Raw genomic sequence first — 26,849 nt, forward strand, 5'->3', positions numbered from 1 at the left:
TTCGACACGGTGACCAGGAGGTGCCGGGCCCGGATCGGGCTCGGCACCTCTTGTTCGTGCAGGAGTCACGTCTCACCGGTGCGTGTACAGGACAGGTAGTTAGACAAACTAGTTACGTGGTGCCAGTGTTGCTCTCATGCAGAACACGCTGAACCAGCTCCGGTCCAACCCGGTCGAGTGGCGCCGTCGTGGACTCACTCCGCCGGACGTCATCCAGGCCATGATCGAGCAGCGCCTGGCCGAGCCCGGGCACTCCCAGCCCGTCGGTGACCCGTCGTACCAGGACTTCTTCCGGAGCTGATCCGGGGTCGGCCGGGCGATCCGGGACGCACCGACCGACAGACGGGAGGCGCGGTGCCAGCTGGCACCGCGCCTCCCGTCTGTACGTCGGTGGCGTCTCGGACGTCACTTGCCGATCTTGCCGTCGGCTGCGTCCTCGGCCTTGCCGATCTGGTCGCCGTGCCCGCCGCCGGTCGCCTTGTCGGCCGCGTCGCCCGCCTTGTCGAGGCCGGCGTCCGTGGCCTTCTCGCCCTTGTCGCTGTCGGCGAAGTCCTTCGCCTTGTCTCCGATGCCGCTCATGTCGTGCTCCTTCCCTGGTGGATCTGGACGGGTCCGACCGTGCTCCGACCGATCCGGACGGACACCCAGGTGCGCTGGATGTGGACAAGGGGCCCACGGTCCACAGGGCGTCACGGCGGGTGACGCGCAGGTGACCAGCCGATAGACTCGGGTGGACCACCGGCCCGGACGGCCGTGTGCGGTCCTCCGCCAACGTGAGGAGAACCAGATGCCCGCAGCAGTCATCATCGGCGCCCAGTGGGGCGACGAGGGCAAGGGGAAGGCCACCGACCTCCTCGGCTCCCGCATCGACTACGTCGTGAAGTTCAACGGCGGCAACAACGCCGGCCACACCGTCGTCGTCGGCGGCGAGAAGTACGCGCTGCACCTGCTGCCCTCCGGCATCCTGACGCCCGGCGTGACCCCGGTCATCGGCAACGGCGTCGTCGTCGACCTCGAGGTGCTGTTCCAGGAGCTCGACGCCCTGCGCGCCCGCGGCGTCGACGTCTCGAAGCTGCTCGTGTCGGCCAACGCCCACGTCATCACGCACTACCACCGCACCGTCGACAAGGTGACCGAGCGGTTCCTGGGCAAGCGCCAGATCGGCACCACCGGTCGCGGCATCGGCCCGACCTACGCCGACAAGATCAACCGCGTCGGCATCCGGATCCAGGACATCTTCGACGAGAACATCCTGCGCCAGAAGGTCGAGGCAGCGCTCGACCAGAAGAACCACCTGCTGGTCAAGGTCTTCAACCGCCGCGCGATCGACCCCGAAGAAGTCGTCGAGTCGCTGCTCTCGTTCGCCGAGCGCCTGCGCCCGATGGTCGCCGACACCGCCCTCGAGATCCACCGTGCCCTGGAGCGTGGCGAGACCGTCCTGTTCGAAGCCGGCCAGGCCACGATGCTCGACGTCGACCACGGCACGTACCCGTTCGTCACCTCGTCGTCCGCGACCGCCGGTGGCGCCGCGACCGGTTCCGGCATCGGCCCGGGCAAGCTCGAGCGGATCATCGGCATCGTCAAGGCGTACACGACCCGCGTCGGCGCCGGTCCGTTCCCGACCGAGCTGTTCGACGAGTCGGGCGAGTTCCTGCGCGCCAACGGCTTCGAGTTCGGCACCACCACCGGCCGCCCGCGCCGCTGTGGCTGGTACGACGCCCCGATCGCCCGCTACACGGCACGCATCAACGGCGTGACCGACTTCGTGCTCACCAAGCTCGACGTCCTGACCGGGCTCGAGACGATCCCGGTGTGCGTCGCGTACGAGGTCGACGGCGTCCGTGTCGACGAGGTCCCGGTCAACCAGTCCGACTTCCACCACGCGAAGCCGGTGTACCAGGAGTTCCCCGGCTGGACAGAGGACATCACCGGAGCCCGCACCTTCGACGACCTGCCGAAGAACGCACAGGACTACGTCCTGGCGATCGAGGCGATGTCCGGCGCACGGATCTCCGCGATCGGTGTCGGCCCCGGCCGTGACGCCATCGTCGTGCGGCACGACCTGCTCGGTGCTGACGAACGTGCCGACGAGCGCGCCGGCGAACGCACCGACGCAGCGTGACGATGCGGATCCTGTTCGTCTGCAGCGGCAACATCTGCCGGTCCCCGCTCGGCGCGCAGGTCCTGACGGCACGGCTCGGCCCCGACGCTCCGGCGTTCGTGGTCGAGTCGGCCGGCACCATCGCCGACGACGGCGCCCCGATGGACGCCGCCGCGGCCGAGCAGTCCGTGCGGCTCGGCGGCGATCCCTCGGCCCACCGGTCGCGGTACCTGACGGCCGAGATCGTCGAGCGGGCCGACCTGGTGCTGACCGCTGAGCGATCGCACCGCGCAGCCGCCGTCTCCCTGGCGCCCCGGGCGTCCAAGCGGACGTTCACGATCAAGCAGTTCGCGCGGGTGCTCGCCGGCCTCGAGCCCGGTGACCTGGCCGACGTGACGACCCCGCAGCAGCTCGTGGAACGCGTCGCCCGGCTGCGCGGCACCGTCCCGCCGCCCGCCGACCCGGCCGACGACGACGTGGACGACCCCTACCGTCGCTCGACGGCGACCCACCAGCGCGTCGCCGACGAGCTCGACGTGGCGCTGACGGGCATCGCGGACGCGTTGCGCGCCGTGGTCTGACCACTGACGGACGCCAGGCCCGGTGTCAGCTGGCACCGGGCCTGGCGTCCGTCCGGGCGCGAGTGCGCCGCTCGGGACGCCGGTGTCTTCCCCCGACGCCGCCGAGCGCATGAGACGCCTCCGAATACTGCGGCGTCTCGAGCACGACGGGGCGTCGAGCGATGACGACGGCGTGTTCATCCCCCAGGCGAAGCACGGCCCGCGCGGCTCTTGCATCCTTCGATGGAACTCCCGCAGGTGCATCCCGAAGCCGGTCGTCCCCGAGCGCGCTGGTTCCTAGCGTCGTGTCCATGACGAACACCACCGAAGTCCGGCCCGCCGCCGGCACCGCAGCCCGCGACCGAGGGGGTGTCCGCGGCCTCATCGCCCGGCACCCGCTCGTGTCCTTCTTCACCATGGCACTCGGCCTGAGCTGGCTCGCGTGGGTGCCCTACATCCTGTCGCCGCACGGCATGGGCGTGTGGGACATCCACTTCCCCGAGGTCCTGGGCAGCGCTCAGTTCACGGGCGTCCTGCCCGGGGCGCTCCTCGGCCCGCTGGGCAGCGCGTTCATCGTCACCGCGGTCGCCGACGGTCGCGCGGGGCTCCGCCGCTGGGTCGGACGGCTGTTCCGCTGGCGGGTCGCCTGGTACTGGTACGCGCTGGCGCTCGTCGTCGTGCCGGCCCTGATCGTCGTGTCCGCGCTGCCGTTCGCCGGTGGTGACGTGCGGGCCCCCTCGGCCCTGGCCTTCGCCATGCTCGTGCCCGGACTGATCATCCAGCTGTTCTCGACCGGCCTGAGCGAGGAGCCCGGCTGGCGCGACTTCGCCCTGCCCCGCCTGCAGCACCGCTTCGGGGGCCTCGGTGCCGCCGCGATCCTCGGCCCGATCTGGGCGCTCTGGCACATGCCGCTGTACTTCAGCGACTGGGGCGGCTGGCCGAACGCGCACTGGAGCGAGCCCGTCGTGTTCGCCCTGTTCACCATCACCTTCAACGTCGTGATGATCCAGGTCTTCAACAAGACCCGCGAGAGCCTGCCCCTGGCCCTGCTGCTGCACGTCGGCGTGAACAACACGATCTCGACGCTCTTCCCCGAGATGTACCCGAGCATGACCGCCGGCACGCTGATGATCGGCCTGACCATCATGTCGACGATCGCCGCCGCGGTGCTGCTCGTCGCGACCCGTGGCCGCCTGGGCTACGACCCCGCCCGACGCGCCCTGCCCCTCGACGCACCGGTCCCCACCCACGCCCGCCTCGTAGGATCCAACGATGGCACCCGCTGAGCACGACGCGCTGCGCGCACCGGCCGAGCCGGCAGCACGGCGCGCCCGCCGCGTCGACGTCTTCGTCGCCCTCGGCACGGCCGTCGTCGCCCTCGGGCTGCTGCTCGGCCTGCCGCCCCTGGACGCCCTCGAGCCCGACGGTGCCACCCTGGCGCTGCGGGCGCCCGCACCGTTCACCCTGGCCTGGAGCGTCCTGGCCATCGACCTGGTGGTGCAGTCGGCCGCCCTGCTCGCCGCCCGTCGGGCACCGCGCACCGTGCTGATCGTGGTCGCCGCCCTGCCGGTGGTGGTCGCGGCGCTCGCCCCGGAGTCGTTCGACGTGTTCGGCCTCACCGCACTGCCCGTGGTCGTCGCCGTCGTCCTCACAGCACTCCGTGTCCCGCTGTCCCGCCTGTGGCCGACGCTCCTGGTCGCCGGGGCGCTCGTCGCCGCCGGCAGCGCGGTGCTGTTCGCCATCGCCGGTGGCGCGTTCCGCGGTGACTTCTCGACGGGCCTCGCCGGCTCGCTCGGGCAGGGCGTGCTGCAGGCGATCGGTGCCGTGGGCCTGCCCCTGCTGGTCACCCTGCTGGTGCAGTCCCGCCGCGAGGTCCGCGTCGCCCGCACCGCCGAGGCCAGCGCCGTGAACCGTGAGCAGGACGCCCTGGTCGACGCCGCGGTGTCCCGCGAACGCGCCGCGATGGCCCGTGAGCTCCACGACATCGCCGCGCACCACCTGTCCGGCATCGCGCTGATGGCCGCCGTCATCGACCGGCAGATCGACGCGGACCCGGAGCGTGCCCACGAGGGTGCCCGCCAGGTCCGGGAGCAGAGCACCGCCGTGCTCGAGGACCTCCGCCGCCTGGTCGGCCTGCTCCGCGACGACGCCCCCGCCGAGCGCGCCGTCGAGACGGTCGCCGGCATCGTCGACCTGGCCGAACGCGCCCGGTTCCGCAGCGACGTCCGGCTCGACGTGCTGCCGGGTGACCGCCCGCTGGCCGACGGCGTCGGCCCGCTCGCGCAGCTCGCCGCCTACCGCACCGTCCAGGAGGCACTCGCCAACGCCGCCCTGCACGCCCCGTCCGCCCCGTGCACCGTCACCATCGACGGCCGTGACGCGACCCGGGTGGTGATCCGGGTGGAGAACGCACCAGCCACCGTCCCGGCAGCGGGGACCTCTCCCTCGGGCGGCAACGGCCTGCGGGGGATGCGCGAGCGGGCGGACCTGGTCGGGGCGCGCCTCCAGACCGGCCCGACCGCGACCGGCGGATGGCTGGTGGAGCTGGCGCTCGGCCGGGAGGCACCTGCCGCACCCGCGCAGGCCGACGACGGCACCGGGGTGGTCGCGTGATCCGCGTGCTGGTCGCGGACGACCAGCCACTGGTCCGCGCCGGGGTGTCCGCGCTCCTCGGCGCGGAGCCGGACATCGAGGTGGTCGGCGTGGCCGCCGACGGTGGCGAGGCGCTCGCGCTGGCGCGCGAGACGCGACCCGACGTCGCCTGCCTGGACATCCGGATGCCGGTGATGAACGGCATCGAACTCGCCCGGATCTTCTGTGCGCCGGACGCCGATCCGGCGATCCCCGCGCTCATGCTGACGACGTTCGACCTGGACGACTACGTGTTCGGGGCGCTCGAGGCCGGTGCGTCCGGGTTCCTGCTCAAGGACGCCGAGCCGGACACCATCGTCGACGCCGTGCGACAGGTCGCCGCCGGCAACGGCACGCTCGACCAGGCACTGACCCGGCGGGTGCTGCGGGAGTTCGTGTCACGGCGGAGCCTGCAGCCGGTCTCCGGCGACCGGGCCGACGGTGTGCTGACCGCCCGCGAGCGCGAGGTGCTCCTCCTGCTGGCGCAGGGGATGTCGAACGAGGAGATCGCCGCTGCGCTCGTGCTCGAAGTGTCGACCGTCAAGTCGCACCTGGCGCGGATGCTGCCGAAGCTCGGGGTGCGGTCGCGGCTGCAGGCCGTGGTGTGGGCGTACCAGAACCGGATCGTGACGGTGCCGGACCAGCCGTAGGGCCTGTCCGGGGAACGCGCGTTCCCGTTCGGGGGACTGTGCACGGTCGCTCCGGGCTGGTGCAGTGTATGCATGCACATCGAAACGCCGCCGGTCACCACCTCCGACGACACCTCCCTGCGGGGTGAGGTCATCCACGGGATGATCACGGCGTTGCGTTCCCGTCCGCTGCACGAGGTGACCCCCGGGGTCGTCGCGGCTGCGGCCGGTGTGGACACCGAGGTCGTCGCCCGGACGTTCCCGAGCTGGGACGGTCTGCTGCTCGCGACGATCGACCGGTGGAACGAGGAGCGCACCGTCCCGCTCATGCCCCTGGCCGAGCAGCACGGCACCATCCGGTTCCTGCGCGCGATCGTCACCGCGAACGTGGCCGACCCGTCACTCATGCGGTTCCTGACGGCGACGCTGAACATCGCGGCGTCGCCCGAGCACCCGCTCGCACCGATGCTGCACGTCCGGTGGCGACGGTTCCACGCCTTCGTGCAGCACGCCCTGGAGCGGGACGTCCTGCTCGGGCGCGAGCCGGGCACGATGGAGCCGGCGCGCGGCTCGGAGCAGTTGCTCGCGACCTACGAGGGGCTGCAGCTGCAGTCCATGGTGCGGCCGGAGATGGACCTGCTCGAGGCCTTCGACCGCGCCGTGACGCGCCTGCGCGAGGGCTGGTCCCGCGCGTACGTGCCGCCCCTCTGGGACCTCGACCGGGTCGGTTGACCCTCCGGGTGGCCCGTCGGGCCGCCCCCACAGACCGAGGACGCTAGGGCGTCCGAGGGCAGACGCTCACCGTCTGCACGCGTCGCCGCACGATTCGGGTTCGAGCGGCGGCGCGTACCAACAGCTGCAGGCCAGCGCTCGTTCCGCGCCGTCAGTCGGCGTGCATCGCGAGCGGTCGCTCCGTGTCCACCTCGACGGGCTGCCGGCGGATGGCGATCACCGTGACGTCGTCGTCGTGCGGCACCTCGTCGGCGCGGGCCGAGAGCGCGAGGACGACCGCGTGCGGGTCGCGGCCGGCACGGGCGATCGCGGCGACGGACTCGATCGTGTCGTCCAGGTCGTCGTACAGGTCGAGCACGCCGTCGCTGAACGAGACGAGCAGGTCACCCGGTTCGAGGGCGCCCTGGGTCGTCGCCCACTCCTCGCGGATGCCGAGCCCGAGCGGCATGTCACCCGACCGGAGCCGGTCGACGTGCCCGTCGGCGCGCAGGACGAAGCTCAGCCCGTGCCCGGCGTCGGCCCACTGGAGGCTGCCGTCGTCGGAGATTCGGGCGTGGAACAGCGTGGTGAAGGCGAGGTCGGGTCCGACGCCCTCGGCGGTCAGCCCGTCGGAGGCCCGCTTCAGCGCCTCGCCGGGGTCCTCGACGGTCCGGGCGCTGCGCAGGGTCGCGCGCACCGCGGCCGCGATCAGCCCCGCGCCGACGCCCTTGCCCATGACGTCACCGAGACTCACCGCCACGCCGGTCGGCGTCGGGTACCAGTCGAAGAAGTCCCCACCGACGCTCCGGGCCGGCAGGCAGGCACCGGCGACGACGACGTCCTCGGTGATGCGGCCGGTCGTCGTCGGGAGCAGGGACCGCTGCACGGCGGCCGCCCGGTCGATCTCCGCGCGGACCTTGCCCTCGCGTGCTTCGGCGGACCGCAGACTCTGTCGGGCGCGGCGGGAGAGCTCGTGCACGACGACGGCGACGGTGCCGAACACGACGACGAGGATGCCCAGACGGACGAGTTCACTCGCGCCGGGCGCGTCGGACGGGGTCAGGACGTAGGGCGCGAGGATCACGACCACGATGCCCGCGATCGCGAAGAGCACGGTGCGACGGCCCTCGAGCGACGCCCACCAGACCACGGGGAGCACCACGATCGCGGTGAACAGCGAGGAGCCGGAGCCCGTCCCGGTACGCAGCAGTGCGATCGTCAGGAAGTCGACGGTGAGCAGGACCGGCACCACCCAGGCCGCGCGGCGCAGGAGCGTGGGGATCGCGCTCATCAGCGTCGCGACCACCGTACCGATCACGCTCGCGACGAACAGGTGGTGCTGGGTGATCGCCAGCGTCGGCATCACGACGCTCAGGAACGCCGACAGCGCCAACAGGCCGCTGATCGGAGCCTGACGGACGAGAGGGTTGTCGACGATGCTGGTTGGGCGAGTCATGCTCAGTGCAGGCTAGTGGTCCCGGCTGCTGAGCGACCGACCCTGACCCCATCTGGGGACGCAGTCCTGGCCGCTCAGCGCGGCCAGGTGGCGACGACCGCGACCGCGTTGAACAGCACGTGCGCCAGGATCGCGCCGCCGATGCGGTCGGTCATCGCGACGAGCGTGCCGGTGAGCAGCCCGAGCAGGAACGTCGTCACGAACACCTGGAACCCGCCGAGCGACGTGCCACCCGCACCGAGCAGCAGGTGCAGCAGTGCGAACAGGAGTGCCGTGACCAGCACCGCGAGGAACCGGGTGCGGGGCGTGAGCTCGGCGGCGAGCCGGCGCTGGAACAGCCCGCGGAACACCACTTCTTCGAGCACCGGGCTGACGACGACGATGCCGATCGCCGACACGAGCAGCAGCCCGACGTCGGGCGTGCCGAGCGTCGGTGCCGGGACCAGCCCGGTCGACCCCGTGAACGCGATCGACAGGAACACGTCCACCGCGCGGCACACGATCACGATGCCGATCGCGAAGACCACGATCCCCAGGTCGAGCCGCAGCCGCGACACCATCGCCGAACGCGGGGTCCGACGGAGCACCACGGCGGCAGCGACGACGAGCGGCACCCACACGGCGGCGTCCGCGGCGAGCACCTGCAGGACCGGCGAGGGGATGCCCCCAGTCCGGGTGACCTGTCCGACGATCCGGGTCAGGATCACGGCGACGCCGAGTGCGACCAGGATGACGATGAGGTCGCGCTGTCGCCGCACGCTGGGCTCGGTGGTGGTCTGGGCCGGCTCGGAGCGCATGGGGCCACCGTAGAGGACACCGCGCGCCGGATGGCGACTTCCCCCGAGCAGCGCTCGTTCCTGTGGCACTATTTGTATGCCGTGCGCTGGGAGTACCCCGGCGTGCCTGTGTCGGGACCACGGGGACGGCCATGATCGGGGAAGGCAAAGGCGTGGAACTCCGCGACTACATCACGGTGCTCCGCAAGGGATGGGTGCTGATCGTCGTACTCGCCCTGGTGGGAGTGGCCGCAGCCGCAGGGTTCTCCCTGCTGAAGAAGCCGGTCTACTCGGCATCGGCGCAGGTCTTCGTCTCCACGGAGACGTCCGGCAGCGCCAGTGACCTGGCCCAGGGCAACACGTTCACCCAGCAGCGGGTGCTGACGTACTCGAACCTGGTGTCGACACCGATCGTGCTGCTGCCGGTCATCTCGTCGCTCAAGCTCGACATGAACGCGGACCAGCTCGCGACCATGGTGTCGGCGACGGCGCCGACGAGCACCACCCTCATCGCCATCTCGGTCGAGGGCACCGATCCGGTGCAGGCCGCGAACATCGCGAACGCGACCTCGCAGAGCCTGACCAACGTCGTGCAGGACATCGAGGCCACGGACGCGAGCGGCAAGAGCACGGTCAAGCTCACCCGCGTGAAGCAGGCCGACGTGCCGAGCACGCCGGTCAGCCCGAACGTCCCCGTCAACGTCGCGCTCGGGCTGCTCGTCGGGCTCGCCCTGGGCATCGGCATCGCCGTCCTGCGCCAGACCCTGGACAACCGGATCCGCACCGAGCTCGACGTCGAGAAGATCAGCGACAAGCCGGTCGTCGGCGGGATCGCCTTCGACGCCAAGGCCGCCGAGCGCCCGCTCATCGTGCAGGTGGACCCGCGCAGCCCCCGCGCCGAGTCGTTCCGGACGCTCCGCACGAACCTGCAGTTCCTGGACATCGGCACCGGTGCCCGCACGTTCGTCATGACGTCGTCGATGCAGTCCGAGGGCAAGAGCACCACGGTCGCGAACCTGGCGATCGCCCTGGACAGCGCCGGGTTCCGCGTCATCCTGATCGACGCCGACCTGCGCCGCCCCCGCGTCGCCGAGTACATGGACGTCGAGAGCAACGCCGGTCTGACCGACGTGCTGATCGGCCGCGCCGACCTGGAGGACGTGGCCCACCCGTGGGGACGCGGCAAGCTCGTCGTGCTGCCCGCCGGTCAGATCCCGCCGAACCCGTCCGAGCTGCTCGGCTCGCGCGCGATGCAGGACCTGATCGACCTGCTCGAGCAGCAGTTCGACTACGTCCTGTTCGACGCCCCGCCGCTGCTGCCCGTCACCGACGCGGCGATCCTGGCCAAGAAGGCCTCCGGCGCGATCGTCGCGGTCGCCTCGGGGCAGACGCTGAAGGGCCAGCTCGCCGCGGCCGTCGCCACCCTCGAGAACGTCGGCGCCCCGGTCTCCGGCTTCGTCCTGACGAAGATGCCGCTGAAGGGCCCGGGCGCCTACGGCCACGGCCGCTACGGCTACGGCTACAGCTACGGCCACGACGAGGACGACAACACCGTGACCACGTCGACGCACCCGCCGAAGCGTGCCGGCAAGAAGCTGGGCGTGCTCCGCCGCGCCGGACGCTGAACGGGGCCGATCAGATGAAGAATCGCCGGGGGACCCGAAGCCTCGGCCGCGCACTGCCCCGGACCACGTTCATCCTGGTGGCCGTCGTGGTGGTGGCGCTGATCGTCGTCGACGTGGTGCTCGTCACACTCGCCCTGGGCCGCACCGCGCCCGAACAGAACGGACCGGCAGGTCCGATACCGACCTTCTCGCAGGCACCGGATTCGAGCGAGACACCGAAGCCGAGTGCGTCTGCGGACGCAGACGCCGCGTCGACCAAGCAGCAGGGTCGCCGCCTGTTGGCAGCGGTCGACGGCCAGGAGGCGTGGCGCGCGTCCGGTGGGTCGTGCGGCGGCCCGCGGCCGGTGCTGGAACACTCCGTGGACGGCGGGGCGACGTGGGTCCCGGTGGGACTCGGGACGGATGTCGGATCGCTCATGGCGATCCGGGCCTCCAGTGCGGAGCTCTCGATCCTGGCAGGCGTCGGCGACGACTGCACCACGACGGCGCGGACCAGCGCCGACGCCGGCGTGACGTGGGAAGCCGGGGCGCCCGGCGCCGCCGGTGCCGGCATCAGCGCCGACGGCGTGGTGCTCTCGAAGGGGACCGTCCAGGCGCCGTGCGCCGACCCGATCGAGGCGTTCCAGGGGCAGCAGACCGCGGTCGTCATCTGCGACGGCCAACTCGAGTGGCGCACCGGTGAGGAAGCCTGGGTCGACGTGCCGATGGGCGGCGTGCGCTCGATCGCCGTCGATGGCAGCGACTACACGCTGGCCCGCGTGGGGGTCGCGTCGTGCGACGGCGTGCAGCTCGTGACGATGCCCGCCGCCGGGGTGACGCCGAGCACCCCCGTCACGCCGGTCGGTTGTGCCGACGGCGCGGACACGGACAACACCGTCACCATCGACCGCGCCGGCCAGGACGTGTGGCTGTGGGACGGCACGACCGTGCGGGTCTCGTCGGACGGTGGGGCGACGTGGTGACCGGGTCGTCCTCGTGACGGCGGACGCGCTCCGCGCACCGCGCGCCCTCGGAGCCACCGACGAGTGGAGCCGCACGTACTCACGCCGTGTGCTCTTCACCGACCTGCTGGCCCTGATCTGGGTCGTCTTCGGCGTGCAGATCGCCTGGCTCGGACTCGAGTCGAACCTGGCCACGAACACCGCCGACCTGCGACTGAGCTACTCCGCGATCTCCATCGTGGTGATCGTCGTGTGGATGAGCGCACTCGCCCTGTACGACACCCGCGGCGCGCGGGTGATCGGCGTCGGCAGCACCGAGTACCGCCTGGTCGCGGACTCCAGCGTTCGCGTGTTCGGCCTGCTCGCGATCGCGGCGTTCCTGCTGCACGTCGACCTGGCCCGCGGCTACGTGCTCATCGCGTTCCCGATCGGGATCCTCGTCCTCCTGCTGTCCCGGTGGATCTGGCGCCAGTGGCTCGTCGCCCAGCGTCAGCAGGGCGCCTACTCGGCGACGGTGCTGCTCGTCGGATCCCCGACCAGCGTGCTGCACATCGGCCGCGAACTCGCGCGTTCCCCCGAAGCCGGCTACCGCGTGGTCGGCGCCGTGGTGTCGACGAACCACCGCGGCCTGCTGGCCGGGTCGACCATCCAGAGCCACGGCGGCTTCGACGACGTCGGCTCCGCGCTGCGCGAGACGGGTGCCGACACCGTCGTGATCACGAGTTCCGACGACCTGCCGCCGGAGCGCGTCCGGGAACTCAGCTGGTCGCTCGAGCCGGGTCGGCAGCACCTGGTGGTCGCGCCGAGCCTGACCGACATCGGTGGTCCCCGCATCCACACCCGGCCGGTGCAGGGCCTGCCGCTCATCCACGTCGAGACACCGACGTACTCGGGCCGCAAGCTCTACACGAAGCGCGCCTTCGACCTGCTCGGCGCGGGGCTGCTCGTCGTCGTCCTGTCGCCGCTGCTCCTCGTGCTGGCGGTGCTGGTGAAGACCACCTCGACCGGTCCGATCTTCTTCCGGCAGGAGCGCGTCGGGCTGAACGGCAGCACCTTCCGGATGATCAAGTTCCGCTCGATGGTCGTCGATGCCGAGGAACGCCTGCAGGAGCTCAGTGCGCTCGACCGGGCCGAGGGCAACGACGTCCTGTTCAAGATGCGGAACGACCCCCGGGTCACCCGGGTCGGCGGGTTCATGCGCCGCTACAGCCTCGACGAAGTGCCGCAGCTGTTCAACGTCCTGGCCGGCAGCATGTCCCTCGTCGGACCCCGGCCGCCGCTCTCGCGGGAGGTCGCCCGCTACGACACCCATGTCCACCGTCGCTTCCTGGTGAAGCCGGGGATGACGGGGCTGTGGCAGGTGAGCGGTCGGTCCGATCTGTCGTGGGAGGATTCCGTGCGGCTCGATCTGTACTACGTGGAGAACTGGTCGATCACGGGCGATCTCGTGGTCCTCTGGCGGACGGCCAAAGCCGTCGTCGCTTCGCGCGGTGCCTACTGATCGCGCCAGGTGCGGCGCGATGACTAGCGGTTCTCGTACGAAAAGGGAAAGTGGTGAGGATGCAATGGCTACCGTGATGCCGGGAATTCGTCGCACGGTGGTCATCGAGCCGAACCCGACAGGTCACAGGCTCTTCTATGCCCGGCTCATCGCGGAGGCCGCGCGGCAACGAGGCGACGATGTCACTCTTCTTCTTGGTGAGCATCCAGAAGTCGAGGAAGAACGTCTTCACCTCAGCGGGCTTCAGAAGGGGATTGCTGTCAGACGTCGACCGGCCAGCGGACTCGACGATCTCGTCCGCGCCTCGCGTGTGATGCATTCGGACTACGTCATCGTTCCCGACGGAGACCGAACCGCAATCAGTCTCGCGCTCCGTCGCAGGTGGGAGGGGAGCGGCGAATTGAGCGTTCTGGTGATGCGTGAGACCGCTCAGCCTGCGAGGAATGTTTTGATCACCCGGCTGAAGACCGCGCTCCGGACGATGGCGTTCCGGCGGGTCGCGGCAATGCGGAGAGTCCGTCTGCGGGTTCTGAAGTCACCGACGTGGGCTGGGGAATCAGCGTTCGGGATCGCTGTGGACCCGATCCGCACCTTGGCAACGCCGACTGCCGTCGAAGCTTTCCGTTCTACTCACCGCATCACGGCCGACCGATACTGGTTTGCGGTGCTCGGGGCCATCTCGGCTCGGAAGAACCTTGAGCTGATCCTCGACGCCATCGTCGGTCTCGACACGAATGTCGGGCTGCTCGTGGCCGGGAAGCTTGATCAGGACATCCCGCTCGAAGTCCGGCACCGACTCGCGACTCTCGAGACAGAGGGACGCGTCGTCGTCGTTGACCGATTACTGAGCGACGTGGAGCTCGACTCAGCAGTTGCCTGTGTTGACTGCGTCGTCCTTGCCCACTCGAACGAGGGGCCGAGTGGGTTGCTGGGCAAAGCTGCCGCGATCGGGACCAGGGTCGTCGCTGCCGGCGCGAAGAGCCTCAAGAACGATCTCGCCGCATACCCGGCTCTTGGGGAGTGGGTGGAACTCGACACCAGGGCGCTGGCAGAGGCACTGCACCGGGCCGAGTCGTCGCCCAGGCCGCCTGCAGTGCTGAAGGCAAGTAGCGAGGCGTTCACATCGGCTCTGCTTCCATGAGGGACCAGATGTCGCAAGAGCGCCCCATGTCCCATCAGGCGCTCTTCCTGGCGGCCGCAACCGGGGCGGCACAAGTGCTTGTGGCGTTGCTCTACCTCGTTGCAGCGAGGGAGGTTTCTCCATCGGAGTTCGGTTCGACGGTCTCAGCGATCGCGCTCGGTACCGCTGCTGCCGGTTTCGTTGATTTCGGGACGAACAACCACTGGACTCGAGAACTTGCCCGGCGCGCCCTCGCAGACCAGGCCTTCGTCGATCGGTTGTTCTCAAAGCTCGCGATCACCGTCTGCGCGGCGCTGCTGTGGGGTGCTGGCGTTGCGATCCTGCTTCCGGGCTCTGCGTTGTGGCTGGCCGGTCCGATCACGGTTGCGTTGGTGGCGAATCAGGCGTACCAAGTTCCGCTCAGAAGTGCTGCGCGGGGCGAATTGGTCGCACTCGTCATCCTGGCCGACAGGGTGTTCGCGTCGGTCCTCTTCTTCGTGATGTTGGCCGCCGACGTTTCCGCACCGACGGCCTTGTGGATCGCGTTGTCGGCGGGGTCAGTCGGTGCTGCGGTGGTGGGTTGGTCGATGAGCCCGCGCAATCTGCGGCGGCGTCCGAGGCTGACCAACCCTTGGTCCGGTGCCCATTACTTCGGGCTCACCGTCGTGGCCAACAGTTCCCAGGCGCTGGACCTCACACTGCTCTCGGCCGTGGGAGGACCCGCGGCGGCGGGAGTCTACGGCGCTGTCAATCGCTGGACACAACCCATGTCGCTCCTAGCAGCGGCGTTCTCTTCTGCGTTGGCACCGTACGCCGCTCGGAGCACGAGCCTTCGGGGTGCATGGTCAGAGCTGCGACGAGCTATCTGGATGCCACTCGCGGCGATTGCCGTCTCGATTGCGGTGTACTTCGCAGCGCCCTTCGTCGTCGGGATACTCCTTGGCGACTCTTACGAAGGCTCAGCAGCGACGCTTCAGGTCCTCGCCTTGGTCGTTATCCCGTCCATCATCTGTCAGCCGCTAGTCGTGGTACTCCAATCGTTCCGACGGGACCGCTACGTCGCGATCGTGATGGTCCTTGCGGCAGTCGGTCAGCTCGCATTGGTGCTGGTGCTCGGAGGCTCCGCGGGCGCGCTCGGCGCAGCTCACGCGGCGTTGATCGCCCAGCTCTTCATCCTCGTCTCGCTCCTCGGCGGGACCATCAGCCTTGCTCGTTCCACTCGGAGGAAGCCATGACTCGCGAAACGGTCTTGCTGACCGCGACGGTTCGCCCGAACACCAATCTGTTCGTCGCGCAGGCTGATCCCGCGGTGCGGCTGCTCCAGTACCGGCAGGCAATCAGCGCAATCCGGTCCCAGCTCGACGAACGAGTCGATCTTGTGGTCGTCGAAACGAGTGGTGAAGCTACAGCTGACCTCACCGAACTCCTCACTGACAGGGATCGGGCATTGACTCGGGTGGTGCGATTCGACCCGACGACTTCTGAAGCGGACAAGGGCAAGGGACGTGTCGAGGCCGATGCCATCCGCTTCGCCGTCGAGGGAATCATCCGGTCCTCTGGCAGGGACGCGACCATTCACAAGATGACGGGCCGCCTCGTGTTGGAGAACCCATCGCAAGTTCTGCTGCCCGTGCTCGGGCCCGTCGTGCGAGTTCGGACGACTGCAGACCGGTCGTTCGTTGACACCCGACTGATGACCGGACGTGCTCAAGAGTGGCTCGACGTGATCCTCGCAGAGACGACCATGATCGACGAGCCTGCGGGCGTCTACCTCGAGCACGCCGTCGCGGCTTCACTCGCCCGCTCGGCGGCGTTGAAGCAGATCCGTCTCGAGCGGTTTCCCGTTCGTCCAAGGATCGTCGGCCAGTCTGGGTCCACCGGCGAGTTCTACGGAGCCGGACCGGGACGGTTCAAGAGGCGATTGATCGAACTTTTTGAGGATCGTCTTTCGCGCCTCGCGTCACACAAACAAGTATGAACCCAGGCTGCGTCGTCACTTGTTCGTGGTGACGAGGCTCGAGTGCCGGCTACCTGCGACTCGATTTGACGCGAGCTGAGCCGGCAGACAGGAACCAAGCCAACAGCAGGATGACCGATAGGGACGCCATCGACTGCAAAAGCGAGCCTCTCAGTACGATAAGCAGGTAGACCGGAACGATGCAGCCGACGAGCCCCGGGGTACCGGCCCTGGCGATGTGCAACGCGAGCTTGCTGTCCCATCGACGAACCATGAATCCGATGAGCACCATCCCCAGCACGAGGAGCGGCCAGCTCCCGTTGATCATCAACTCGGCCCAGAGCGGAGCGGAGAGGTTCGTGAACGAATAACCGCGAAATTCTGCCAAAAGAATTCCGGTGTCGACCGCCTTCCCGGGCCAGATGTCCCGCGGGACCCAGAAGAGGACCACGCCGAGTAGCTGGTCTCCCCAAGTGATCCCTCGGCTCGCGATGAAATAGGCGGCGTTGTTGATCTGATAAAAGCTGTCGAAGTCGCCGCTCACGAGCGATTCGAGTGGGCCCTTGAACTGGACTTTCGCGTCGATCGAGTTCCGGAAGGTCGACGCGATCGGGAAGAGAAAGAAGAGGGCGGTCATCAACGAGACCGAGACCGTTCGGTACTTCCTGAGCGAAGACCAAGCCCCACAAGCCGCCAATAGGGCCACGTACACCGTGCCGACCGTGTAACGGGGGCTGGAGACAGGGTTGACGACGACCAATAGCGTGACGAGGGTGGCGACCATGAGCACCAACGGAGCTGGCCCACCAGAAGCGCGCCGCTGACGGAACAGCAGGATCTGTGCCACGGCAGCGACGAGCAGGCCCATGTTTGAGAACCCGGTCACCAGTGCAGCAGTCGTCGGATTGCTCCAAGTAGCTGCACGCTCGGCGTCGATCACGCTCCTGGTGTGGAACAGCGCCTCGGGTCCGAGCGAGTACACGTAGTACGCCGTGATCCCAAATGCCAGGAGGGTCGTCAGTACGACCCGGGAGTTCCGAAGCGTCACAGCAGCAGGTTCCGAAGCCGGGAGGTTTTGCGGCGACGATCGCTTGCCGAAGAACGCACCAATTAGCAGCGCGCCGTACCCGATGAACACGATGGCGACTGATTGCCACGCATACTGTTCGATGAATCCAGGCGTAGTAGAGATCTCCGCGCGCTGTCGGAGTTGGACCATCGGAGCAATTCCGAGGAATCCGTAAACGAATACGGACACCACCATGTCGACGATGTGGGACTCACGAGCGGAGACGGCCCAGGCGAACCGCGCCGCTGCGAGGACCGCTATCGCGAGGCAACCGGCCCATGCGTCGTAGCCGTTGTTCGGAGTCGTCGCGACGACGAACAAGGGAACGATCAAGGCGAGGATCGCGAAGACGATGGTCCCCAGAAGTGGTTGAGGCAGTGCTCCGGGGCGCCAGGTCCGGTTATCTGATGACGACAGGTACCCGTCCCGTGGCGACCGCTTCACAATTCCTTCTCCGACATGATCGCCCTCTCGAAGACATCGGAGAATCGGGCCGGCGTTTGCTGGAGGATCTCTGGGTTCAGTATCCGGACCACTGGATCCGGAAGACTCTGCAGTGCCGACAGCAAGGACAAAGTGTCAGGGTCCGAGACAATGACTCCGGCATGCCTCTCAACCGAGCGAGTCACTCCCGCCCTCGTGCTGACGACTACGTGGAGCCCGCACGCAAGCGCTTCGTTCACCACGAGCCCCCAAACTTCCGAAAGCGACGGAAGCACGAGAACATCGTGCTGCAGCATCAGCTTTGCGACATCTTGTCCGGGGACGTATCCCACGAAGGTCACCTGATCCGGGTCAGACAGAGTCGCGACGACTTGCTGCTCGAGCTGAGCACGGAGCGGCCCCACGCCCACGATCGTGAGTGAAGCGTTTGGCAAAGCCGTGAGCGCGCCGATGAGGGCTCCAACGTTCTTCCGAGGTATCAGCTGTCCCACGTAGATGATCCGGAGGCGGTGGTCACCGTGCTGGACGGGACGTGTCGATTGAACGACTTCACGGATGCGTGTGACGTCCACGGCGTTAAACCCCTCGTGGATTCGGCTCCTGGACACACCCATCTGCAGCACGGCCTCAGTTGCGGCGGGACCTGGCGTGACGACCGCATCGAGCGTCGCGAAGTACCGACGCCGCAACCAGGAGATCGGTCCGCGAGTGTTCCCTTGCGAGCCAAGGTGTGACTCGTAGAACCCGACCGTTCGAACGCGCGCTCTCTTGGCTCTGACCAATGCCAGCCAGTAGACGGGCGATTCCCACCCTCCCAAGACGACAGCCCGCTTGTTTCGCAGATGAGCGTGCCGAAGCCAGCCGAAGTAGTAACGCGCTTCGCCGCGCTTCAGCACCGCTGTTTTGAGCCACGAGACTCCGAAAGCAAGATTGGTTCGCGAGCGGGCCTCCCACTCCGGTCCGCGGTTGTTGTCGTCTCTCGCCAATCGTTGGTCAGGTTCGAGAAGCATCACCTCAACGGGGAACCTGCGGGCGAGGCTCTCCCAGACCGGGATGCGGTACGGTGCCGCAGTGTTCGTCATCCACAGGATGCCGCGAGCGCCGACCGCGTCCTCGTAGAAGGGCAGGAGTGAGTTCACGACCGCTTCAATCCCGTAGAGGGTTCTGACCGAGGCTCGTCCCGCTGCAGTCGTTGACTCGAGCAGGGACGGGTTGAGAAGGAGAGATTCGACCCGCTGAGCGAGATCCTCGGGCGAACCCTCAGACACGAGCGCCGCTTTGTGGTCCGCAAGCTCTTGAGCGATTCCGCAGTCATCCGTGATGACCGTCGCGGTCCCGACGGAAAGCGCTTCAAGCACCGTGACCGGGAAGACTTCTCCGCGGCTCGGCAGGACGAACACCAGCGCCTGCGCCAGCCGCGCCGGAGCCTCGCCAGGCTGGATCGCGCCCTCGTACCGAAGAGGCACGTCAGGGTTCGCGCTCATGAAGGACCGAAGGGCGGTGAGGTCGCCCTCGTCCGGACCCACCACTGCGAACTGGACAGTACGGTTCCTTTGACTGAGGAGGCGTGCCATCTCGGCGAAGACGAGGACTTGCTTGCGCGGATGGAGACGGGCGAGGAAGAGCACCTCGGCGCGCCGTGGGGACGTCGCCGCCTGAACGGGTCGGATCCCGTTCCTGATCCGCCTTACCGAAGCTCTTGGTTCGAGCCGTCGAAGGCTTCGCTCCTCAGCATCTGTCAGTGCCAGGACCGAGGACGCATGGCGAAGCATCGGACGCACCGCGAGAGAGTCCAGGATCAAGATCGCGGGCCGAGAAGAGGGGACGATCATCCCGTGTGGTTGAACCACGTAAGGACGTCCCATGCGGCGTGCGGCCGTGGCGACCGCGAGGTCGAAAAGATGACGACCGCTGTGCACGTGGACGACGTCGAATCTCCGCAGATTCCTCCGCAGCCAACTGCCGAGCGATCGGGTGCTCGTCGCTACGAATCCCATGCCGGCGAAGGGCTTCGACTTGAGGAGAACGAGCTCGAATCCGGGTGCTCTTGGTCGCGCAATTCCGTCCCAACCGGCGAGGACGGTCACCTCGTGACCGGCTTCTGCGAGACCAGCTGCCTGGTTGAGGGCGACGCTCACCGGCCCGCCGAACGCGCCGTCTTCCGAGATGTAGGTCACCGAGATGAGGACTCTCACCCTTCTTGCGCCCCTTCGGTGAAGCGAACACCGACAATCTGAGCTGGTCGCCCTTCTGCAATCGAGTTGGCAGGGAGGTGTCCCTCGACGAGGCTCATCGGTTTGATGAGGCTCGAGGTGCCGATGACTGCGCCGCCGACGACCATGCAACGCGAAGTCACCCAGACCCCGGGCTCGATGACGATTGGTCTGGTGATCAAACTCATGTCGCGCCGATGCGCGTGACTCCCGGTCGTGAGGAACGTCTCTTGCGATATCACTACGTCGTTGCCGATGTGGATGTGGTCCTGGTTGTGGAACCAGACACCTTCCCCGATCCAACTGTCGGCACCGATGTGGAGCTTCCAAGGGAAGCGCACTCGGGTCCTGGGTCGGAAGATCACTCCGTCGCCGATCTCGGCCCCGAAGGCCCGGAGAACCCTCACTCGGAGTTTCGACGAGATCTGCCAGGGATTGGTCACGAAGAGCAGTTCCGCGACCCCCCACGCGTAGACCGCTAGCTTCGAACGGCCCCACGTGCTTCGCTCTCCTGGCGCAGCCTTGAGCTTGATGACGCGCACGACGTCCCCTGCCATGAGTCCCGGATTTCCCTCTGCCTGCGAGGAGCGACCTCGTCTCATCACATCTTAGGGTGACCAGATCTCGTCTTGATGCTTTGCAGCAGTGAATCGATCGCATCGGCGTACCGGTCCACCATGCCTGCCAGGGCGAATGCCGGACCCTTGGCCGCGACCGCGGAGGCGAGCCGATTTGCGGCCTCCGGGTGGTCAGCGAGCGACGTCATGGCTTCCGCCAGCGCAGTCGGTTCCGGTGCACACACCAGGCAGTCCGTCCCCGGCTCGAGATAGTCGAACTCCGGTCCGTGCCGAGTCCCTCGCGTCGTGATGATCGGGAGCGCCAACGCCATGCTCTCGACGGCCACCAGACCGACCCGGCCAGGGTTGAGGAGGGCGACGGCAACTCGCGCGATGTCCGCCTTCGTCGCGGCCTCGACATACCCGAGCATCCGGACCTGGCCGCGGTCGCGCGAGCGCTTGAACTCCGGCTCGAGCCCACCCCGGCCGCCCACCACCAACTGGACTGACGGATGCGTCTGCCAAAGGACATCAAGCGCTGCGACAACGAGATCGACACGCTTGACCTCGTCTATGCCTCCGATCATCGCGAACACGGGCCCACCATCCAGCCCGAGACGCTCGCGAATCGCCTGCGGGTCGATCGAGCGTCGTTGCTCCATCGCATGACTCAGATCGGCAGTGTCGACAGTGTTCTGGAGATTGGTCACCCTTTCTGCCGGGACCCCCCATCGGCGAGCGAGCGTCGCCCCCCGCGTGGTGTATGCGAGCACGCGGGACGACGTGCGCGCCTGCCATCGCCGAAGTGCCCGGCCGAGTGCCGTGTCCGGTTGGACGAAGGAGTCAACGTGCCCCCACACCGCGACGGGTCGGCGCCGTTGCATCAGCGCCCCGTACGTCGTGAGAGACCCGGCTGCCAGCTCCGCAACGATGACGTCCGCGTCGCGCCAAGCGCTCCGTCCCCACCCGAAGCGGAAGTGAACCGGCCCAATCCTCAGGGAGCTTGTTCGGACGAAACGTTCTCGAACGCCCTCCAGTGATGCGCTGTCATGCCGGTCTGCCTGCGAGCCGGTGGGTTCACCGCTTGCGATGACCAACTCGTGTCCCTGCTTCCGAAGGCGCGTTGCGAGTTCGGCGAAGAGCGGAACCCGGTACGACGGGACGTACGGCTGCATGATCACGACTCGCGCCATTGCGAACCTTCTCTCGAATTGACAAGGCACAGGGTAGCCGGATGCAGCACGCGTCCTAGAGCATCTCTCGATTCGGACATCGCGCTTCCCATGCGAGCCTGAAGCCGTACGACTGTTATGTTCACCCGGTGACGAGTCCCCTGTCGGTTCTGCTGATCGGCATCAACTTCGCCCCGGAGACCACGGGTATCGCGCCGTACTCGACTGGCCTCACAGAGGACCTGGTGCGTCGCGGAGGACGCGCACGGGTGCTCACCGCGCACGCCCATTACCCGCAGTGGCGGTTCGACGGAGACCCAGAGCGACACACACGTGAGAAGCGGGCGGGCGTTCGCATCGAGCGTTTTCGGCACCGCTTGCCATCGAAGCCCGGGGGACTCGCTCGGGCGCTCTCCGAGATCTCGTTCGGGATCGTCTCGAGTGCGACCCGCTTCGGCCGACCCGATGTGGTGGTCCTTGTGTCGCCGGCTTTGTTGTCGAGCGCGATCAGCTTCGTCCGCTCGCGACTGTCCACCCGGGCGCCAGTGGTCGTCTGGGTTCAAGACCTGTATTCGCTAGGCCTCGACGAACTCGGTGAGCGTCCTGGGTTGATGGCGCGAGCGGTCGCGCGGCTCGAAGGATGGCTCCTTCGACGGGCCGACGGCGTCGTCGTCATCCACGAGCGATTCCGAGACACCGTGGTGGAGCGGATGAACGTCCCGCCCAGCAACGTCACCGTGGTCCGGAACTGGTCACACCTCGAGGAGATCGAGATCGTCGACCGTGCGTCGGCGCGCAGCGATTTCGGGTGGGCCGACGACGACATCATCGTCCTCCACGCGGGGAACATGGGCGTCAAGCAGGGGCTTGAGAACGTTGTGGAGGCTGCACGGCTGGCCTCTGGGCAAGGCAGTCATGTTCGCTTCGTTCTGCTGGGCGACGGGAACCAGCGCACGGTGCTTGAGCAAGCGGCGAAGGGCGTCGAGGCGTTACGGATGCTTCCATCGCTTTCGGACAACGCCTTCCGCCGTGCGCTGGCTGCGGCCGATGTCCTCCTCGTGAACGAAAAGCCCGGTGTAGCGGGTATGGCAGTGCCCAGCAAGCTCACGTCGTACTTCAGTACCGGCCTTCCGGTGATTGCTGCTACTGACCCTGGCAGCGTCACCGAGAGCGAGATCCTCCTGTCCGGAGGTGGAACTTCTGTGCCTGCAGGTGATCCTCAGGCCCTCCTTTCAGCAGCGGAGATGCTCGGCGGGGACAGCGTTCGCTCTGCGGAATTGGGCCAAGCAGGTCGGCGTTTTCGAGACGAGCGATTGTCGAGCCGCGCATCATTCGACACATATGCTCAACTGCTGCAAGGGTTGGCGCAGGGGCGTCCGACGGACACATCCACGGGATCGGGGAACGATTGACCAAGCGCGCGCTCATCACGGGTATCACCGGACAGGACGGCTCGTACCTGGCCGAGCTGCTGCTCCGGAAGGGGTACGAGGTGCACGGACTCATCCGTCGTGCCTCCACGTTCAACACCTCGCGTATCGACCACCTGTACGTTGACCCGCACAACCCCGACGCGAAGCTGTTCCTGCACTACGGAGACCTGGGAGACGGTGCGCGGCTCGTCAGCCTGCTCAGCGAGCTGAAGCCCGACGAGGTCTACAACCTCGCGGCGCAGTCGCACGTGCGGGTGTCGTTCGACGAGCCGGAGCACACCGGAGACGTGACAGGCGTCGGCACCATGCGCATGCTCGAGGCGGTCCGGGTGTCCGGCATCCACACGCGCTTCTACCAGGCGTCCTCTTCCGAGATGTTCGGCGCCACCCCGCCGCCGCAGAACGAAGAGACGCCGTTCTGGCCGCGTTCCCCGTACGGCGCAGCGAAGGTCTACAGCTACTGGGTGACCCGGAACTACCGCGAGGCCTACGGCATGTTCGCGGTGAACGGCATCCTGTTCAACCACGAGTCCCCGCGTCGCGGTGAGACGTTCGTCACCCGGAAGATCACCCGTGCGGTTGCTCGGATCAAGGCCGGCCTCGAGGACCACGTGTACCTCGGAAACCTCGACTCCGTCCGCGACTGGGGGTACGCCGCCGAGTACGTCGAGGGCATGTGGCGGATGCTGCAGGTCGACGAGCCGGACGACTTCGTCCTGGCGACCGGTGGCGACTTCACGGTCAAGGACTTCCTCACCACCGCGTTCTCGCACGCCGGGCTGAACTGGGAGGACCACGTTCGGTTCGACGAACGGTACCTGCGACCGAGCGAGGTGGACGCCCTCGTCGGCGACGCCTCGAAGGCGAAGGAGAAGCTCGGTTGGGAGGCGACCGTCGACACCGCCGAGCTGGCGAGGATCATGGTCGACGCCGACATCTCAGCGCTCGAGCACGAGGGCCGTCCGTGGATCGACACCGTCCGACTCGAGAGCTGGGGTTCCTGATGGCCACGACCGACTTCACCGCCGGTCCGATCAACCGGGCTGATCGCGTCTACGTCGCGGGACACCGTGGTCTGGTGGGCTCGGCGGTTTGGCGCAAGCTCGAGTCGGAGGGTTTCACGGACGTGGTCGGGCGCACCTCGTCCGAGCTCGACCTCAAGGACCGCGGCGCAGTCTTCGCCTTCTTCGCGGACCAGCAGCCGAAGCACGTCGTGCTCGCCGCTGCCAAGGTCGGCGGGATCATGGCGAACAACACCTATCCGCACGACTTCCTGAGCGAGAACCTGCAGATCCAGGTCAACGTGATGGATGCCGCGGTTGAGCACGGCGTCGAACGGCTCGTGTTCCTCGGCTCGTCCTGCATCTACCCGAAGATGGCCGAGCAGCCGATCCATGAGGACGCGCTGCTCACGGGGCATCTCGAACCGACGAACGACGCGTACGCCATCGCGAAGATCGCCGGCATCCTGCAGGTGCAGGCCGTCCGTCGGCAGTTCGGCCGTCCGTGGATCTCGGCCATGCCGACCAACCTCTACGGCCCGGGCGACAACTTCTCGCCGACCGGCTCCCACGTCCTGCCGGCACTCATCCGCCGGTACGACGAAGCCGCTCGCAGCGGTGCGTCGACCGTCGAGAACTGGGGGACCGGGTCTCCCCGTCGTGAGTTCCTGCACGTCGACGACATGGCGGCAGCAGTGTTCCACCTCATGGAGCACTACGACGGTCCTGACCAGGTCAACGTCGGTACCGGATCGGACGTCACGATCAAGGAAATCGCGGAGACCATCGGCAAGATCGTCGGGTTCGAGGGCGAGACAGTCTGGGACACCACCAAGCCGGACGGTACTCCGCAGAAGCTGCTCGACGTGTCGAAGCTGGCAGACGCTGGATGGACGGCGCAGATCGGTCTCGAGGACGGGCTTCGCAGCACCATCGACTGGTACCGCGAACACGCGGATTCCGTCCGTCAGTGACGGTTGTCGGACGCGCGGAACCGTAGGATCGCCACATGTCCGACGCGCCCGAGTCGCGACGCACTGCAGTACGCCGGGGGTCCAGGGCCCGGATCGTCCTGTGGGTCGTCCTCGCCCTTGTCCTGCTGCTGATCCTCGCCGTCGCCTGGGTCGGTGTCCGCGGCATGCTCGCCAAGGGGCACCTGGAGCGCGCCGTCGGGGACGTCGACACGCTTCGGTCCCAGCTGACCGGCGGCGACACCGCCGCCGCCCAGAAGACAGCGCGCCACCTCGAGGACGAAGCAGCGTCGGCGCGATCGCTGACCGGTGACCCCGTCTGGGGTGCGGCGCAGTCCGTGCCGTTCTTCGGGACGAACCTGCGGGCCGTGCGTGACGTGTCGGTGATTGTCGACGACGTGGCCAGCGGCGCCGTCAGTCCGGTTGCCCGCGTCATCGGAGGGCTCGGGTCGGACTCGTTCGCGCCGAAGAACGGCAGGATCGACCTCCAGCCGATCGAGGACGCGCAGCCGGCGGTCGCCGAGGCCACGAAGACGCTCCAGCAGGCACGCACCGACGCGGCGCGGATCGACACCAGCGGAACGCTGTCGCCCGTCACCACGGCGGTGGGGCAGCTGCGGAACGCCCTGTCGTCAGCGTCCGAGCAGGCGGTCGCAGCGAACCGCATCGTGCACCTCGCGCCGGCCATGCTCGGCCATGACGGGGACCGGAACTACCTGCTGCTGTTCCAGAACAACGCCGAGTTGCGCGCGGGCGGCGGCATCCCCGGGGCAGTGGCGCTCCTGCAGGTGAAGGACGGTGCGATCAACTTGGGGAGCCAAGCGTCCGGGTCGTCCTTCGGACCGTACGACAAGCCGGTACTCCCGCTGACCGACGACACGCGTGGGCTCTACGGAGACATCACCGGCGAGTACATGCTGGACGTCACGCTCACGCCGCGCTTCGACGTGTCGGCGAAGCTCGCGCGGGAGATGTGGAAGCAGCGGTTCGCGCAGCAGGTCGACGGCGTACTCGCCATCGATCCCGTGACGCTGAGCTACCTGCTCAGGGCGACCGGCCCCGTGCAGCTTCCGACCGGCGACACCCTGACCGCGGACAACGCGGTCCCGTTGCTGCTGAGCGATGTGTACGCCAAGTACCCAGACCCGGCCGTGCAGGACGCGTTCTTCGCATCCGCCGCCAGCGCGGTCTTCGCCAAGGTTTCTTCGGGCGGGTTCGACACGAAGGCCTTCGTGTCTGCGCTGACCCAGAGCGCTGATGAGGGCCGCCTGCGGCTCTGGAGCGCGGACAAGGCCGAGCAGCGCCGCATCAGCGGGACACCGGTTGCCGGCGAGTTGCCGACGGCGACCGCTGACTCGAGCCAGTTCGCCGTCTACCTGAACGACGGCACCGGCTCGAAGATGGACTACTACCTCGACAAGAGCGTCTCCGTCGGCAGTTCGGTGTGCCGGAAGGACGGGCGTCCGACGTCCGTCGTCCAGATCACCATCAAGAACACGGCACCAGCCGATGCGGCGACCAGTCTCCCCGAGTACGTCACCGGCGGTGGGGACTTCGGCGTCGAGCCCGGCAAGATCAAGACCCTGCTCGCCGCGTACGCGCCCGAGGACGCGATCTTCCTCGGTGCCACGAAGGACGGCAAGACGACCGCCGTGCAGACGGCGACCGACGGTGGGCATCCCGTGGCCCAGCTGCAGACCCTGCTCGCCCCCGGCGAGAGCCTGACCTACCGCGTCGCGTTCCTCGGCGAGGCGAAGTACGCGAAGGCAGCGGTGCAGGCGAACTCGACTCCCGGTGTCCGGCAGGCCGAGACGAAGCCCCTCACGTTCGACTGCGAGCAGCCGCTCGCCGCTGGCTGACATCGGAAGCTCCGGAAAGCGAACCGCGGAGTGCCCCCACTCCGAGGGGCAGAAGACCAACCTGTCCGGGTCCAAAGGTCCTTGATCTGACGCACAGCGTGCTCTAGCGCGCACCGTGAGGG

General features: G+C 68.0%; 24 protein-coding genes. 17 read left to right on the plus strand and 7 right to left on the minus strand.

From position 1 onward, the window contains the following. Positions 1 to 136 precede the first annotated feature (136 nt). The gene (locus tag DEJ00_RS18465; protein ID WP_155896763.1) at positions 137 to 301 is read left to right on the plus strand and encodes a hypothetical protein; all 165 of its coding nucleotides are present in this window, start codon (positions 137 to 139) and stop codon (positions 299 to 301) included. A 104-nt stretch (positions 302 to 405) separates the two neighbouring features. Here DEJ00_RS18465 and DEJ00_RS06605 read toward each other — a convergent pair whose 3' ends face one another. Beyond that, the gene (locus DEJ00_RS06605) at positions 406 to 579 is read right to left on the minus strand and encodes an antitoxin (protein ID WP_071248465.1); all 174 of its coding nucleotides are present in this window, start codon (positions 577 to 579) and stop codon (positions 406 to 408) included. Between the two features lie 208 nt (positions 580 to 787). On the opposite strand from DEJ00_RS06605, the gene DEJ00_RS06610 reads away from it, so the two are divergent. From DEJ00_RS06610 to DEJ00_RS06635, 6 genes are all read left to right on the plus strand, one after another. Beyond that, the gene (locus DEJ00_RS06610; RefSeq protein WP_111056792.1) at positions 788 to 2,122 is read left to right on the plus strand and encodes an adenylosuccinate synthase; all 1,335 of its coding nucleotides are present in this window, start codon (positions 788 to 790) and stop codon (positions 2,120 to 2,122) included. Positions 2,123 to 2,124: 2 nt separating this feature from the next. Next, the gene (locus DEJ00_RS06615) at positions 2,125 to 2,682 is read left to right on the plus strand and encodes a hypothetical protein (RefSeq protein ID WP_071248520.1); all 558 of its coding nucleotides are present in this window, start codon (positions 2,125 to 2,127) and stop codon (positions 2,680 to 2,682) included. 290 nt (positions 2,683 to 2,972) lie between these two features. Further along, positions 2,973 to 3,947, plus strand: a complete 975-nt coding sequence (locus DEJ00_RS06620) for a CPBP family intramembrane glutamic endopeptidase (protein WP_111056793.1) — start codon at positions 2,973 to 2,975, stop codon at positions 3,945 to 3,947. Then, positions 3,934 to 5,274: a sensor histidine kinase gene (locus DEJ00_RS06625; protein WP_111056794.1), complete on the plus strand. Its 1,341-nt coding sequence runs from the start codon at positions 3,934 to 3,936 to the stop codon at positions 5,272 to 5,274. Before DEJ00_RS06620 ends, DEJ00_RS06625 begins: the two co-directional genes overlap by 14 nt. Then, a complete protein-coding gene (locus DEJ00_RS06630; protein ID WP_071248459.1) occupies positions 5,271 to 5,942 on the plus strand; it encodes a response regulator transcription factor in 672 nt (223 codons plus the stop codon). Before DEJ00_RS06625 ends, DEJ00_RS06630 begins: the two co-directional genes overlap by 4 nt. Positions 5,943 to 6,014: 72 nt before the next feature. Then, complete coding sequence (locus DEJ00_RS06635; RefSeq protein ID WP_111056795.1) at positions 6,015 to 6,653, plus strand: TetR/AcrR family transcriptional regulator; 639 nt, start codon at positions 6,015 to 6,017, stop codon at positions 6,651 to 6,653. 151 nt (positions 6,654 to 6,804) lie between these two features. Here DEJ00_RS06635 and DEJ00_RS06640 read toward each other — a convergent pair whose 3' ends face one another. Next, on the minus strand, positions 6,805 to 8,088 hold the full coding sequence (locus tag DEJ00_RS06640; protein ID WP_146247888.1) for a PP2C family protein-serine/threonine phosphatase: 1,284 nt from the start codon (positions 8,086 to 8,088) through the stop codon (positions 6,805 to 6,807). 74 nt (positions 8,089 to 8,162) lie between these two features. After that, a complete protein-coding gene (locus DEJ00_RS06645; RefSeq protein ID WP_111056797.1) occupies positions 8,163 to 8,885 on the minus strand; it encodes a type II CAAX prenyl endopeptidase Rce1 family protein in 723 nt (240 codons plus the stop codon). Positions 8,886 to 9,037: 152 nt separating this feature from the next. Between DEJ00_RS06645 and DEJ00_RS06650 the strand changes: the two genes are divergently transcribed. The 6 genes from DEJ00_RS06650 to DEJ00_RS06675 all read left to right on the plus strand — a co-directional run bounded on the left by DEJ00_RS06650 (position 9,038) and on the right by DEJ00_RS06675 (position 16,029). Next, complete coding sequence (locus DEJ00_RS06650; protein ID WP_111056798.1) at positions 9,038 to 10,489, plus strand: polysaccharide biosynthesis tyrosine autokinase; 1,452 nt, start codon at positions 9,038 to 9,040, stop codon at positions 10,487 to 10,489. A gap of 14 nt (positions 10,490 to 10,503) precedes the next feature. Beyond that, positions 10,504 to 11,451, plus strand: coding sequence for a hypothetical protein (locus DEJ00_RS06655; protein WP_111056799.1), 948 nt, complete (start codon positions 10,504 to 10,506; stop codon positions 11,449 to 11,451). Next, positions 11,435 to 12,931, plus strand: coding sequence for a sugar transferase (locus tag DEJ00_RS06660; protein WP_111056800.1), 1,497 nt, complete (start codon positions 11,435 to 11,437; stop codon positions 12,929 to 12,931). The genes DEJ00_RS06655 and DEJ00_RS06660 overlap by 17 nt, the downstream gene beginning before the upstream one ends. Before the next feature lie 64 nt (positions 12,932 to 12,995). Next, on the plus strand, positions 12,996 to 14,072 hold the full coding sequence (locus DEJ00_RS06665) for a glycosyltransferase family 4 protein (protein ID WP_146247889.1): 1,077 nt from the start codon (positions 12,996 to 12,998) through the stop codon (positions 14,070 to 14,072). Positions 14,073 to 14,098: 26 nt separating this feature from the next. Next, the gene (locus tag DEJ00_RS06670; protein ID WP_173032175.1) at positions 14,099 to 15,286 is read left to right on the plus strand and encodes a lipopolysaccharide biosynthesis protein; all 1,188 of its coding nucleotides are present in this window, start codon (positions 14,099 to 14,101) and stop codon (positions 15,284 to 15,286) included. Further along, the gene (locus DEJ00_RS06675) at positions 15,283 to 16,029 is read left to right on the plus strand and encodes a hypothetical protein (RefSeq protein ID WP_111056803.1); all 747 of its coding nucleotides are present in this window, start codon (positions 15,283 to 15,285) and stop codon (positions 16,027 to 16,029) included. Before DEJ00_RS06670 ends, DEJ00_RS06675 begins: the two co-directional genes overlap by 4 nt. 49 nt (positions 16,030 to 16,078) lie before the next feature. Here DEJ00_RS06675 and DEJ00_RS06680 read toward each other — a convergent pair whose 3' ends face one another. From DEJ00_RS06680 to DEJ00_RS06695, 4 genes are all read right to left on the minus strand, one after another. Next, entirely contained in the window at positions 16,079 to 17,410 is a 1,332-nt protein-coding gene (locus tag DEJ00_RS06680) for a hypothetical protein (protein ID WP_146247890.1), read from the minus strand. Between the two features lie 107 nt (positions 17,411 to 17,517). Next, positions 17,518 to 19,698 carry a glycosyltransferase gene (locus DEJ00_RS06685; RefSeq protein WP_181440099.1) on the minus strand — a complete coding sequence of 727 codons (2,181 nt, stop codon included), beginning with the start codon at positions 19,696 to 19,698 and terminating at the stop codon, positions 17,518 to 17,520. A 14-nt stretch (positions 19,699 to 19,712) separates the two neighbouring features. Continuing rightward, complete coding sequence (locus DEJ00_RS06690) at positions 19,713 to 20,276, minus strand: acetyltransferase (protein WP_309148137.1); 564 nt, start codon at positions 20,274 to 20,276, stop codon at positions 19,713 to 19,715. Between the two features lie 59 nt (positions 20,277 to 20,335). Beyond that, a complete protein-coding gene (locus DEJ00_RS06695; protein ID WP_111056807.1) occupies positions 20,336 to 21,484 on the minus strand; it encodes a glycosyltransferase family 4 protein in 1,149 nt (382 codons plus the stop codon). 128 nt (positions 21,485 to 21,612) lie between these two features. Between DEJ00_RS06695 and DEJ00_RS06700 the strand changes: the two genes are divergently transcribed. The 4 genes from DEJ00_RS06700 to DEJ00_RS06715 are packed head-to-tail and all read left to right on the plus strand — an operon-like array spanning position 21,613 to position 26,727. Further along, positions 21,613 to 22,875, plus strand: coding sequence for a glycosyltransferase family 4 protein (locus DEJ00_RS06700; RefSeq protein WP_111056808.1), 1,263 nt, complete (start codon positions 21,613 to 21,615; stop codon positions 22,873 to 22,875). Beyond that, positions 22,872 to 23,900: a GDP-mannose 4,6-dehydratase gene (gmd, locus tag DEJ00_RS06705; RefSeq protein WP_110864285.1), complete on the plus strand. Its 1,029-nt coding sequence runs from the start codon at positions 22,872 to 22,874 to the stop codon at positions 23,898 to 23,900. The genes DEJ00_RS06700 and gmd overlap by 4 nt, the downstream gene beginning before the upstream one ends. Then, the gene (locus tag DEJ00_RS06710; RefSeq protein WP_111056809.1) at positions 23,900 to 24,871 is read left to right on the plus strand and encodes a GDP-L-fucose synthase; all 972 of its coding nucleotides are present in this window, start codon (positions 23,900 to 23,902) and stop codon (positions 24,869 to 24,871) included. The genes gmd and DEJ00_RS06710 overlap by 1 nt, the downstream gene beginning before the upstream one ends. A 35-nt stretch (positions 24,872 to 24,906) precedes the next feature. After that, the gene (locus tag DEJ00_RS06715) at positions 24,907 to 26,727 is read left to right on the plus strand and encodes a DUF4012 domain-containing protein (protein WP_111056810.1); all 1,821 of its coding nucleotides are present in this window, start codon (positions 24,907 to 24,909) and stop codon (positions 26,725 to 26,727) included. Positions 26,728 to 26,849: the final 122 nt, after the last annotated feature.

Source organism: Curtobacterium sp. MCLR17_039, assembly GCF_003234745.1.
GTDB classification, from domain to species: Bacteria; Actinomycetota; Actinomycetes; order Actinomycetales; family Microbacteriaceae; genus Curtobacterium; species Curtobacterium flaccumfaciens.

Coding starts and splice junctions, on each gene's coding strand:
- DEJ00_RS06665 (WP_146247889.1), top strand. CDS start 12,996: ATGGCTACCGTGATGCCGGGAATTCGTCGCACGGTGGTCATCGAGCCG.
- DEJ00_RS06645 (WP_111056797.1), bottom strand. CDS start 8,885: ATGCGCTCCGAGCCGGCCCAGACCACCACCGAGCCCAGCGTGCGGCGA.
- DEJ00_RS06605 (WP_071248465.1), bottom strand. CDS start 579: ATGAGCGGCATCGGAGACAAGGCGAAGGACTTCGCCGACAGCGACAAG.
- DEJ00_RS18465 (WP_155896763.1), top strand. CDS start 137: ATGCAGAACACGCTGAACCAGCTCCGGTCCAACCCGGTCGAGTGGCGC.
- DEJ00_RS06610 (WP_111056792.1), top strand. CDS start 788: ATGCCCGCAGCAGTCATCATCGGCGCCCAGTGGGGCGACGAGGGCAAG.
- DEJ00_RS06655 (WP_111056799.1), top strand. CDS start 10,504: ATGAAGAATCGCCGGGGGACCCGAAGCCTCGGCCGCGCACTGCCCCGG.
- DEJ00_RS06625 (WP_111056794.1), top strand. CDS start 3,934: ATGGCACCCGCTGAGCACGACGCGCTGCGCGCACCGGCCGAGCCGGCA.
- DEJ00_RS06710 (WP_111056809.1), top strand. CDS start 23,900: ATGGCCACGACCGACTTCACCGCCGGTCCGATCAACCGGGCTGATCGC.
- DEJ00_RS06715 (WP_111056810.1), top strand. CDS start 24,907: ATGTCCGACGCGCCCGAGTCGCGACGCACTGCAGTACGCCGGGGGTCC.
- DEJ00_RS06670 (WP_173032175.1), top strand. CDS start 14,099: ATGTCCCATCAGGCGCTCTTCCTGGCGGCCGCAACCGGGGCGGCACAA.
- DEJ00_RS06695 (WP_111056807.1), bottom strand. CDS start 21,484: ATGGCGCGAGTCGTGATCATGCAGCCGTACGTCCCGTCGTACCGGGTT.
- DEJ00_RS06640 (WP_146247888.1), bottom strand. CDS start 8,088: ATGACTCGCCCAACCAGCATCGTCGACAACCCTCTCGTCCGTCAGGCT.
- DEJ00_RS06620 (WP_111056793.1), top strand. CDS start 2,973: ATGACGAACACCACCGAAGTCCGGCCCGCCGCCGGCACCGCAGCCCGC.
- DEJ00_RS06675 (WP_111056803.1), top strand. CDS start 15,283: ATGACTCGCGAAACGGTCTTGCTGACCGCGACGGTTCGCCCGAACACC.
- DEJ00_RS06615 (WP_071248520.1), top strand. CDS start 2,125: ATGCGGATCCTGTTCGTCTGCAGCGGCAACATCTGCCGGTCCCCGCTC.
- DEJ00_RS06635 (WP_111056795.1), top strand. CDS start 6,015: ATGCACATCGAAACGCCGCCGGTCACCACCTCCGACGACACCTCCCTG.